At 34.0% G+C, this 13,102-nt stretch carries 5 protein-coding genes; all 5 read left to right on the top strand.

The window, feature by feature from the left end:
* Positions 1-31 precede the first annotated feature (31 nt).
* The 5 genes from LNP23_RS19455 to LNP23_RS19435 all read left to right on the top strand — a co-directional run bounded on the left by LNP23_RS19455 (position 32) and on the right by LNP23_RS19435 (position 13,097).
* On the top strand, positions 32-3,688 hold the full coding sequence (locus LNP23_RS19455; protein WP_230002491.1) for a beta-ketoacyl synthase N-terminal-like domain-containing protein: 3,657 nt from the start codon (positions 32-34) through the stop codon (positions 3,686-3,688).
* A 28-nt stretch (positions 3,689-3,716) separates the two neighbouring features.
* A complete protein-coding gene (locus LNP23_RS19450) occupies positions 3,717-6,101 on the top strand; it encodes an outer membrane beta-barrel family protein (RefSeq protein WP_230002490.1) in 2,385 nt (794 codons plus the stop codon).
* A gap of 54 nt (positions 6,102-6,155) precedes the next feature.
* On the top strand, positions 6,156-6,881 hold the full coding sequence (locus tag LNP23_RS19445; protein ID WP_230002489.1) for a thioesterase II family protein: 726 nt from the start codon (positions 6,156-6,158) through the stop codon (positions 6,879-6,881).
* 26 nt (positions 6,882-6,907) lie between these two features.
* The gene (locus tag LNP23_RS19440) at positions 6,908-8,545 is read left to right on the top strand and encodes a cyclic peptide export ABC transporter (protein WP_047773439.1); all 1,638 of its coding nucleotides are present in this window, start codon (positions 6,908-6,910) and stop codon (positions 8,543-8,545) included.
* Between the two features lie 106 nt (positions 8,546-8,651).
* A complete protein-coding gene (locus LNP23_RS19435) occupies positions 8,652-13,097 on the top strand; it encodes a non-ribosomal peptide synthetase (protein WP_230002488.1) in 4,446 nt (1,481 codons plus the stop codon).
* Positions 13,098-13,102 lie beyond the last annotated feature (5 nt).

The following is a 13,102-nucleotide window of genomic DNA, read 5'->3' as shown; positions in this document are numbered from 1 at the left end:
TCATACAAAACACCTAAAAAGTTTACATATAATGAACAAATCAATAGCTGTTATAGGAATTTCATTTGAATTGCCGGGAATTAAAAACTGGTCTGAATTATCCCAATCATTAAAAAATAAAGAAACAAGTATTGGAGCTTTGTCTTCCGAAAGACTACAAGATATTCACAATCAATTTGGTCCTGTAGAGATGGGGATTGGAAGTTTCTTGAAACGAATAGACCTGTTCGACAACGAGTATTTCAATGTAACAGAAAGAGAGGCAACAAAAATGTTTCCAGAGCATAGATTTTTCATGTCGTATGCCCTCAGAGCATTTTATGATGCCGGATATACAGAAAATGATATTAAACAATCAAATACTGGAATCTTTTTCTCTACGGCAAGTTCACAGTATACAAACTTTTTAGGTGGGCAGTATGATTTTTTTGATGCGCTTCCGGGGATTGAAGCAACGCGCCTGGCAAATTTCTTGGATCTAAGGGGACCAGTTGTATCTGTAAATACAACCTGCTCTTCTTCTTTGGTTTCAATACACAATGCATGCTCAGCTTTAAAACAGGAAGAATGCAACATGGCCATAGTTGGAGGTGTAAAATTAGGTGCTATATCAAAAGAAAGGGCTGAAAATTTTGTCGTAATATCAAATAAAGGCGAATGTAGGCCATTTGATAAGGATGCTGACGGGATGCTAAATGGCGAAGGAATTATTTTTATGGTTTTAAAGCGATTGGAAGATGCTGAAAAAGATAAAGATACAATTTATGCCACGATAGAAGGTAGCGCCATTAACCATGGCGGAGCAAGAATATCGAGTCTTACGGCTCCTAGTGTAGAGGCGCAAAAAGATGTTATTATAAAAGCATGGGAAAATGCAAACATAAATCCTGAGGATATAAAATTTATTGAAGCTCATGGTACGGGAACCATATTGGGTGACCCGATAGAATTTAGCGGAATTAATGAAGCATTTACTGAAAAAGAAATAGTAGAATCTAATTGTAAAATAAGCTCAATTAAAGCTCAAATAGGACATTTAGATACGATGTCAGGTATGGCAGGTTTGTTAAGATTAATTGTTGCATTGAATAGCAAGATTATCCCTGCACAAGCAAATTTTACAACACCAAATGAACATATAGATGAAGAGGATAGTGTAATTAAAGTACAAAGAGAATCTGAATATTGGGAATCTAACAACGGAAAAAGAATAGGAGGAGTTAGCAGCTATGGACTAACAGGTACCAATATACATATGGTATTGTCTCATCAAGAAAAGAATCCACTCCCAGTTTCTAATTCCCAAATTAATTTCATACAACTAAGCGAGAATACAAAACCGAGATTAGAGGATCTAAAAAGGTATATAGTAGAGCATCTTGAAAATAATAAAGAGGTTAATCTATCAAGTTTTAGTACTAAAATAAACGGAATATATAAGAATGCTAAATATAAAACGGCATTAACCTTTTCTAATACTGCAGAGCTTATTGCTAAACTTAATAGTCCGGAAGAAAGTGCTGTAACATCAAAAAGTACTTATATGTTACTGGATTTAGAACTCATTTCTTATGATATTGAAACAGTAAACGAAATTCTTGAGGAAAATATACTTATAAAATCATCTTGGGATAAGTATGTAGGGAAGCAGCATTTACCTGAAACTTTGCAGGAGAGTAAAACGATAAGCGTTTTATTTCAATACGTATTATACAAGTATTTACTAGCAGTTTTAGAAAATAATGTTCGCGTGATAAGTAAAAAGGGCGATGGAATTATTCAAAAAATGTTAAACAATGAATTATCTCCTCAAGCTATAATTGAAAATCCAAATCTAATAAAGGAGAATGAGAATGATTTCAATTATGCAGGATTCAATGAATATATTTCTAAGAATCATGGAGAAGAAAAAGTGATAATTATTAATTTCTGTAAAGAGGATCATTTTTTAAAATTTGAAAATAAGAAAGAGGTAGCATATATAAAGGGAAGATTAAATAAAAAAGATCGATTTGTCTTGTATGAGAGTTTGTTAAGAGCAGATAAAAACCCATTAAAAACTAAAAACCCATCTGTGTTTTTGCACGATTTTCATTTACCAATTTATAAAACGAAAAGATTTTGGCCTAAAAATACAATGCCTGTAATTAGTGTTGAAAAAGATGCAGTTGAGAAAAAAGAATTAGTAGAGAAACAGATAAAAACGAATCAATACAGTCTTTTAGAACTACAAAGTAAGATAAAGGCAATATGGAAAACCATTTTGGAAATAGAAGATGAAATAAATGAAAATGATGATTTCTTCAATTTAGGAGGTGACTCTTTGACCGGATTGGATATGTTAGCAGAACTCGAAAAAGAATTCAAGAAAGCTTATATTAATTACGAGGAAATATTTAGTTTTTCAACTGTAAAAAAGATTGCAGAAGTACTATTTGAAAGAATGAATGAACTAGTGGTTCTTGAAAAAAGTGATGAAAAGAAGTTTATAAAACCTCAAAAAATAAGACAGGAAGAATATGACTCTTTGATCAATGAGATACAAAAGAGCGAAGTGCCTAAAAAAATTGACTGTAAAAATGTTTTAATTACCGGAGCTACAGGACAGGTGGGGTCATATTTAGCCAAAGAGCTATTAGAAACTACTGATTTTAACATAATATGTTTAGTCAGAGGGGCAGATATTAAACAAGCGAATGACAGATTTTGGAAGGTATTCGAAAAGAATTTCAATATAAATAACCATGGAAGAATCAAGGTCGTAGTTGGTGACCTAAGTCAAAAAGATTTGATGCTTAATGCAGAAGGAATCTCTTTATTGAAAGAATTAGATGCAGTATACCACGTAGCAGGAACCCCTTCTTTTGTTGGAAAGCCAAATCTCGAAGAACATATAAATTACTTAGGTACAAAAAACATCTTTGATTGGTCGGTTTCAAATAATATAAAATACTTTAATTATGTTTCTACAATTGGAATAGTTGGAAAATCAATGCCTGAAGAAATAAAAGCATTTTATGAAACGGATGTAAACTTAGGGCAAGATACGACTCATTTTATTCATATGGGCTCTAAACTGATGGCTGAAGGATATATCAGAAATAATGAGAGTTCAATTAAGACAAACGTCTTTCGTCTTTCGAATGTAGGAGGAGACTATGTCAATGGTGTTTTACAGGGAGATATGAATAAAAACCTCATGTATTTAAAATTACTGACACTTTCTAAAATTGCAAGTTATTCTGATGAATTTTTGAAATCAGAGGCCAACATAAAATTGATTCCTGTAGACGTTTTGGCTCGTGTTATTTGCCAACTTTCCCTTGTTGAAAATCAAATTCTGGATACTTTTCATTTAAATTATGAGAATGAATTCACTATAGAGAATGTAATTAACGCTTTCGAAACAAACAAAGTATATTTTACAAAATTAGATGACGAAACGTTTAGAGATTATATCGAAGAAACTAAAAAAGATTCCAAAGATTTTACTATCGGACATAATAAATACGGAGCGTACGACAAAAACGAAAATGACTTTGTTGTTTTTTCGGCAGCAACGAGGGAATACCTTAACAAACTGCAGTTAACAATACAATACGACAGAGAAAAGTATCTCGGGAATATCATAAAAGAGGGTATGAAAAATCAATTCTTCACTTTCGAAGAGAATTTAATTATAGAATAATACAACTGCATAAACATTGTAAATAAAAATGAAACAAAAAGATTTATTAAAAATATTGATAATTAAACTATTATTAATTTCAACGCTAGTAAGTGCTCAGACAATTAATACCATAACGGGAAAGGTCGTAAATTCTAAAAATGAATTGTTAATGGGAAATGCCGTCGCATTAGCTGTTAAAGACTCAAGTTTTATCAAAGGAGTTAGTTTTTTTGACGAGCCTTTTGCATTGTCAGATTTAAACCATGATGAAGTTTTAATAAAGCTTACTTCACTAAAATTTAAGGATACCATCTTTCATGTAAAATACGGTGCGAATTCAAAAATTGATTTGGGTAAAATCATGATTCGCAGTGCGACTGTTGATCTGGATGAAGTAAGAGTGGTTTCAAAAGCTCCTTTATTTAGGAATAAATCAAATGGGACAGTAGAAGTAAATGTCGCCAATACTATTTTGGCAACAAGTACCTCAGTAAACGAAATTCTTTCGAGATCGCCTAATGTTATTGTCGCTGAAAATGGAGTATCTGTTTTTGGAAAAGGGGAAGCCATTATTTATCTGAACGGGGTACAAATAACCGGTGAACGATTGGCTGCTATTTCTGCCGCTCAAATAAAGAAAATAGAAATTATATCTAATCCTTCTTCAAAATACGATGCCGAAGGTAAAGCAGTTATCAATGTCATTACGGTAGCCAATTTTGAGGAGGGATACAAAGGTTCAGTCAATCAGTATTATACCGTATCGGATTTTTCTTCTCCAAGTTCAAACACGAATCTGAATCTGAATTACAAAAAAAATAAATTATCCTTAGTGGGAGCTTATGGTTTGTTACTTGGAGAAACCAGAGAAGTTTTACATACAAGCAGAGAAAGACCGAAAGAAATAGACAATTTTAAATCAAAATTAGAAACAGATTGGGAAAGAGAATATAAGAATTTCTCGAACTATACGCTTGGAGGACAATATGATTTTAATGAAAAACAATATGTCTCGGTTGAGTACAGCGGATATTCAAACAGTTTGGGCGGAACTACCAAAAGCCAAAACGGTATCACTTCTAATACAACAGACGGTAATTTTAAAAGTAAAATTGATAATGACGTTATGACCGTTAACAATTCTATTTCTGCCAATTACAATGCAAAAATAGACAGTTTGGGAACTTCGTTTTTTGCCGGGATGCAATACTCTCTTTTTGATTCTGAAACGGACGATTTTATTAATGAAAATAACATCCTGAACGGTCAGCAATCCTATAGAAGCTTAAACAATAAAATAAACCATAAAATTAATGTCTTTAGTACTCAAGTTGACTATACAAAAGCATTTAACACTAAAAGTAAATTGGACTTCGGAGCAAAATTCAGTAACGTAGGAAACAAATCTGTTTCGGATTTTTATGTTTCTGAAAACGGTGATCCCTTTGCTCCTGACGATGAACTATCAAATGATTTTAAATACGAAGAGATAATTACAGCTGCTTACGTAAATTTTAGCGGAGAAATTAATGAAAAAACAAATTACGGTGCCGGATTAAGAAGTGAGTACACTAAATATGATTTGAATACCATTATTCAAAAAGAGGAAGATTATGTGTACCTGTTTCCAAGTGCCTATTTAAACATGAAAGTGTCCGATAAAGTACAATTAAGAGCCTCTTACTCTTCCAGAATAACAAGACCAAGATATCAGGCATTAAATCCCTCGATTATTTATCAGGACGCTTTTACAACCATTGAAGGGAATCCATATTTAAAACCCGAGAGAACGCATTCGTTTGAAATGTCGGCTTCAGTAAGTAAATATAATTTTAAAGCAGGGTACAACTATACCGTAAATCCAATTTCAGCAGTAGCATTAGAAGGACGTAACCCTAATTCATATGTGTTACAAACGGTAAACCTATCTACGCTTAATTCCTATTTTGCATCCGTTTCTATTCCCTACAGTAATGATTGGTGGACCTCTATGAATACGGTCAATGTGAGCTATGACAAGCTAGCATCCGATAATGTCGTTTTTAGTTTAAAAGAGAGTAAACCGCTCTACTATTTTTATTCCAGTAATCAATTTGATATTAAAAAAGTACTTAAAATACAGTTATTAGGCTGGTATTTAGGAGATAAAAACGATGGTCTCTATTACCGAAAAAATCGTTCCGTAATTACTTTGGGCGTAGAAAAAAATTTCCTCAATCAAGCTTTAAAAGTAAAACTGATGGCCAACGATATTTTTCATAAAGATAAATCGGCTGGAAATTACGAGGTGGGTAAAACTGTTGTAGAATTTGACAGAACGTTTAATACAGACTATTACAGACTAATACTAACCTACAATTTTGGGAAGTTGAAAAAGGTTAATTACGATAACACTTCGTCAGGAGAAGCTGAGAGTGACAGAGCCAGATAATTTTAATTTTTAGAAACAAGGAAGCTGTTTCCTTAAACTATATAAAATAACGATATGCAATTATTTTTACTCCATTTTGCCGGAGGAAATTGTTACTCCTATGATTTTTTGAAAAAAAAATTAAAGGACAAAGAGATCAGCGTTTACGCTTTAGAACTCCCTGGCAGGGGTAAAAGATATAATGAGGATCTGTTATTAAATAAAAAAGAAGCGATACAGGATTACGTAAAGCAAATAAAAAAATTAAGAAATAACGAACCGTACATCATTTTCGGACACAGTATGGGAGCCACATTGGGATTCTCAGTCGTAAAAGAAATGGAACAGGAAAATGATGCTCCATTACAATTTGTGGCCACCGGTAATGCCGGACCGGGATTAAAAGTATTTGATGAAGAGGGAGCCGAAATAAAAAGAGACCGCTACAGCTTGCCGGATGACGAATTTAAATCGGTGCTTAGAGAATTGGGCGGCATTCCTGAGGAAGTGCTGGAAAACAAAGAGTTGTTTGATTTCTTTGGTCCTATTATCAGAGCAGACTTTCAAGTGTTGGAAAAAGGTGGATTTATAAAGCAAAACATTAAAATAGATTGCCCGATACATGCCATAATGGGGGATAGCGAAAAAAAGGCTCATCTCATCGACAATTGGAAAAATTACACCAATGCCGACTTTAAAAGTCAAGTATTACCGGGAAACCATTTTTTTATACACGAGTATCCCGATGAAATAGCAGGCATACTATTAAAATGCGTCAATAGTGAGCAGTTAAAAATGTAATAATTAAGATTAAAACAACTTTAAAAATGTTAAAATTAAAACCTAAAGAAATAGTTTATCTTCTACTGTATGCCATTCCAAATACCGTTTTAAGTTTTGGTATAGTCTATATTATTAATAACATATTGGCTGGAAATGAGCGTTTCCTTAAAAATTATATGGGAATCGTTTTTGTCTCTATAATAGTCTACAGTTATTTATTGAATGTTATTTTTCAAAAAAAACTCAATAAATTTTCCTTTAAACTGCTTTATGACAACGAAAAACATATTTTTTCGCAGATACTAAAAGCGCCATTGCAAAGACTTGAGAAACTGGGTTCTCAGCGTTTTTTTACCGCAGTTGAAGATTTGCGTACTTTTTCGTTTCTGCCTTATACGGTAACCCACACGGTAAATTCGTTATTAATGCTGGTGTTGTGTTTGGTGTATATGTTTACGCTCTCCACACTTTCTGCCTTAATTGTGATCGCTCTTATTGTGCTGGTTGCCGGATGTTATTTTATGGTCATGAAATCCATGTCAAAACAAGTAGCGCAATTAAGAGGGTATAATGAGAATTATTACAAATTTGTAGATGATGTAATGAAAGGATTTAAAGAATTAAAACTAAGTTTTTTCAGAAGAGAAAGCCTTATGAATAATTTTCTGATTCCAAACAGAAACCAATCTATGGACTTGGATTTTAAAATTAATTATATCTTTTTGTCCATCAATCTAATAAGCCAATACGGATTGTATTTTGTTGTAGCCGTAATTCTGTTTATCCTTCCGGAAATGGGACTGCTGTCAAGAGCAGACGTGATTTCTTATGTGGTTATTATATTATTTATATCCGGGCCAATCAATAACATCATCAACTTGCAACAAATGTATACCCGATTTATGGTAGCCAATGCAAGAATTAAAAAGTTTATTAATGATTTTGAAATTGTGGATGATACGTACAATTCCAATTCCAAGGAAAAACAAGATTTTCAATCGTTAAGTTTTAAAGACATTACATTTTCTTATCATAATGAAAATGAAGAATCGGCATCCTTTACTTCAGGCCCAATCAATTTTGACATACAGCAAGGTGAAACCATATTTATAGTAGGAGGTAACGGATCCGGTAAAAGTACTTTTATCAATTTGCTTACCGGTTTATACAAGCCAACCGGAGGATCTATGTTAATGAATGGAGAAGAGAAAGCAGACGTTACCGAAATAACACAAAGTTTAATTTCGGCCGTATTTACAGACAATCACCTGTTCTCTCATAACTATGATGATTACCAGCTTGAAAACAATGAGGAATATGCCGCATTGCTAAAAACGATGCAATTAAACGGAGTTGTTGAAAACGACAAAGAAGAGTCCGCCAGAAGAAGATTCTCTAAAGGTCAAAGCAAACGAATGTCGCTAATTTTTGCTTTGCTGGAGAAAAAACCGGTATTGGTACTTGACGAATGGGCCGCAGATCAGGATCCTCATTTTAGAAAATATTTCTACGAACAATTAATCCCCAAACTTAAAGAAGAAGGAAAAACAATAATAGCGGTGACGCACGATGATGCTTATTTTCATCTTGCAGACCGAATTGTAAAATTTGATTACGGAAAAATTGTGAGAGATTTAAAAACAACTACAAAAGAAGAACTAACCGAAAATCTTTGGGTGTAACCCTTTTTTGTTTAAATGCCCGGGTCGATAAGGCATTTTTAGAGTCTTCAAAGCAACGAAGATGACAGGGGATTTGATTCTTATAATTGTTTTAAAACTAAAAAAAATGAAACTCACACTTCCACAACAAGATGTTTATTTTGAACAACTGATGTATCCTGAAGATCCTATTTACAACATAGGAGCAAAAATAATAATTAAAGGAGAAATAGTTTTCGAAGTATTAAATAAGGCTTATATAGCGCTCATCAATCAGCATGATACCTATAGAAGTATTCTGAATCTATTGGATACGGAGGTAAGAATAGAGACTATTGAGGAGTATGTTATGGCACTGGAGTTTGTTGATTTCTCCTCTAAAGTAAATGCTGATGCTGAGGCCAACGAATTCATGCAGAATACGTTTGAAATTCCATTTCAATTAAATGAAAAAAAAGTACTGCATAAATTTATTCTGGTAAAAGTAAATGATACGCTTCACTATTTATTCTCAGTGTACCACCATATTATAACAGATGGATGGGGAACCTCCTTAATGTTCCAAAGATTGGTGAAAAACTATAATGAACTTTCAAGATTCGGAAAAGTAGTGACAGAATATCCTTTTACGTACAAGGATTTCATAAAAGACGATAGTGCGTATGCTATATCCGAAGATTACGAAGGAGATAAGTTGTATTGGAAAGAAAAATTTGAAAAGCTTCCCGAAAGACTATTTGAAAAAATCGACCAAAACAACAAACCAAATCGAAGCAAAAGACAGGAAATAATAATCAAACGGGCTGTTTATAACCAACTGGAACAAGTTGGTAAAGATTTGGGAGCTACGACATTTCATGTAATTTTAGGCGTATTGTACCTTTATTTTGGCAGAAAACACCAGAATACAGATTTCGCAATAGGGCTTCCGGTTTTAAACAGAGGAAAATCGATATTCAAAAAAACAGTGGGATTATTCATGGGCGTATCGCCATTGCGAATTCAATTTGATTTTGAAGATAATTTCGGAGATCTGGTAAAAAACATCAAGCAACAACTGCGACAAGACTATCGTCATCAGCGATTCCCATTAGGAAAACTGATAAAAGAGTTGGAGTTATTTCAGGAAAAAGACCGACTTTTTAATATCACTTTATCTTACGAAAAACAAAATTATGCAGATCATTTTGCCAATTCGGAGACCACAGTAGTACCCTTGTCACACCAGTCAGAACGTGTCGCTTTGGCCATTTATATTCGGGAATTTGATGAATCGGAAGATGTTAAAATTGACTTTGATTATAATGTCAATTATTTTAGTGCATCCGATAGTTTGAAAATGGTAACGCATTTTGAAACCTTGCTTTCCGCTGTAATTGCCAATCCGGTTGAATCACTTTCAAAATTTCAATACCTGACCGCATCAGAAAGAAAAGAAGTCGTAGAAGATTTCAATAAAACAGAATTTAGTTATCCGTGCGAGGCTACTTTTTTGACTCTTTTTAGTGAGCAGGTAAGCAAAAATGCGAACAAAATTGCACTGGTAGACGAGCAAAGAATATATACGTATAGGGAGCTGGATGCGCTATCCAATCAAATAGCAGTTTATTTACGGCGAATAAATAAGGAACAAAATATTGCCCCAATTGCAGTTTTAATGGATCGTTCGGCCAATCTTGTGGCGACCCTATTAGGGATATTAAAGTCGGGTAGTGCTTATATTCCATTAGACCCCTCTTTTCCAAAAGAACGTTTAGAATATATTATTGAACACAGTGGCGTACAACAAATTATAGCAACCCAAAATCTAAAGCACAATCTGGACCTAAAGGACAGTATTATAGATATTGAAGTTATTATAAAAGAAGAAATTAAGTTAGAAGAAACGGAACAAAAAGAAATAGCAGCTGTGTCTACAGCCTATATCATCTATACTTCGGGTTCTACAGGCAAGCCTAAGGGAGTAGCCATAAGCCACAAAGCATTACTGAATTTTCTAATTAGTATACAACACAAACCTAAAGTAGAGGAACAGGATTATTTATTTTCGGTTACCACACAATCGTTTGATATCTCTATACTTGAATTTTTTGCACCGTTAATTTCAGGAGCTAAACTATACATTGCTAGTCCGGAACTTTTAGCAGATCCATTGGCTATTGTTGTAAAGTTGACGGAACTAAAACCGACGATAATTCAGGCGACTCCAAGCTTTTATCAAATGCTTTATAATGCAGGTTGGAAAGGAGATAAAACGCTCAGAATTTTATGCGGAGGCGATCTGTTAAGCGAAACACTGGCCGAAAAATTAATAGCAACTACTGCTGAAGTATGGAACATGTACGGCCCGACAGAAACCACAATTTGGTCCAGCTGTAAAAAAGTAACTCAGACAAATGAAGCCTCAAATATTGGGAAACCCATTCACAACACCGAATTGTACATACTCGACGATTGTATGCAATTGCTGCCTGTTGGTAGTGTGGGAACGATTTATATTGGTGGTGACGGATTAGCACAGGGGTATTTTAAAAATGAAGAGTTGACCAATGAAAAATTCATTAAAAATGCTTTCAAGGAAAACGAAAGAATGTACAATACGGGAGACTTAGGAAAATGGAATGAAAAAGGGGAAATAGAATTCGTGGGACGCAACGATAATCAGGTCAAAATAAGAGGATATCGCATAGAACTTGGAGACATAGAAACGAAGTTAAATCAAATAGAAAATATTAAAGAAGCCATAGTAATTGCCAGGCAAAACGCAGGACAGGAAGCGGTATTAATTGCCTATGTAATTGCGCAAACGGGAACCTTTAATACGACTGAGATCATTAACACATTGAGAGAAGAATTACCGGAATATATGATTCCACATGCGCTATTTTCTTTAGACGAATTTCCGTTAACACCCAATAAAAAAGTCGATAGAAAAGCGCTGTCACAGGTAAAAATTACCACAGAAAAAACAGCACTTTCTTATGAGAAACCAACAACAGAAATAGAAAATAAGCTCTGTTCGTATTACCATGAGGTATTAGGAACAGCTACAGAAATTGGCATTACCGATAATTTTTTCCAGCTTGGTGGTCACTCCCTGAATGCAGTGAAATTAATAAACAGTATAAACGAAAAACTGCAGTACAGAATAACTTTAAAAGACATTTTTGACTATCCTACCGTACAAAAATTAGCAAAGTATCTCGAGCAAAAAGAAACCGTACAAGCGATCGCGATTCTACCGGTAGCAGAACGTTTGCATTATGCAATTACGTCTTCTCAATACAACATATGGCTGGCATCGCAACTAAAAGAAAAATCGATATCCTACAATATGTCGGCCGTATTCAAAGTACATGGTCAGATAAAAAAAACGGTTTTAGAGCAAGTGTTTTTAGAGTTGCAAAAGAAACATGAAATCATAAGAACAAATTTTATTGAGATAGAAGGAATTCCCAATCAAAAAATTGCTGCATCGGAACAAACACAGGTAGTAATTGATGAATTTTTCTATGAAGAAAAAGAGCGAACAAAGTCCATACAGGAGTACGTAAACAAAGCCTTTGATTTAGAAAAGGAAACATTATTGAGAGTGGCATTATTTCATCAGAAAAACGGGGATTCTTATTTGGTATTTTGTACCCATCATATCATTATGGACGGTTGGTCTTTAGAAATTTTAGTAAAGGAGTTTGTTAGTCAATACAAACAAATAGAACAGCAGAATAACATAGAGGTTCACAAATTAAAGTTTCAATTTAAGGATTATGTTGTATGGCATCAAGAGCAACAAAGAAGTGCTAATGAGACCAATTTAAAATTCTGGAAAACATATCTCGAAAGATATACCTGGAAAAACAGTATTCCTTTTGATGCCGATGACTATGAAGAGAAGCATACAGGAACAGATCATTATTTTGTATTTGACTCTCTTACATTTTCGGAATTAAACGAATTCACACAAAAGCAAAATATATCGCTTCACACCCTTTTGGTCGGTACATTTAGCATGCTCCTGCATAAAATGTACGGAGAAGAAGATTTTTGCATCGGAACGGTTAATTCCGGAAGAACCAATTCCGAACTGCACAATCAACTTGGAATGTTTGCGAAAACGTTGCCTTTGAGGAATCGTATAAATTCAGAAAACAGTCTTAGTGAACTACTAAAAGAAACGCACCAAAATCTGTTACAGATTGATGAACACCAGGATCTACCCGAAGTCCTACAGAATAAATTGCGATTAGACGTACTGTTGGTATTGCAAAACCCTTCGTTCAGCTACACAAACATTGTGATCAATGAAAAGTTGCAGCTGGAAATAGCGCCTATGAGTACTTCCTACAGCAGACTTCCTTTGTTAATCAACTTTGTCGTAAACGAGGGAAATGTAGCAGGAACACTAAGTTACAATACCACAAAGTACGAAGCAGCTACAATTGAGCTAATACTACTAAAATACGAAAAACTACTTCGCGAAATTGTAGAAAACGCCAATCAATCTTTAAAAGAAATAGACATAGAATTGGCTATTGAAAAAGAAAGAACAATAGATATAGGATTCAATTTTTAACTGAA

It is taken from the genome of Flavobacterium cupriresistens (genome assembly GCF_020911925.1).
GTDB lineage: Bacteria > Bacteroidota > Bacteroidia > Flavobacteriales > Flavobacteriaceae > Flavobacterium > Flavobacterium cupriresistens.
The sequence above is the reverse complement of the archived record's forward strand: the minus strand, read 5'-3'. Positions and strand labels throughout refer to the sequence as shown.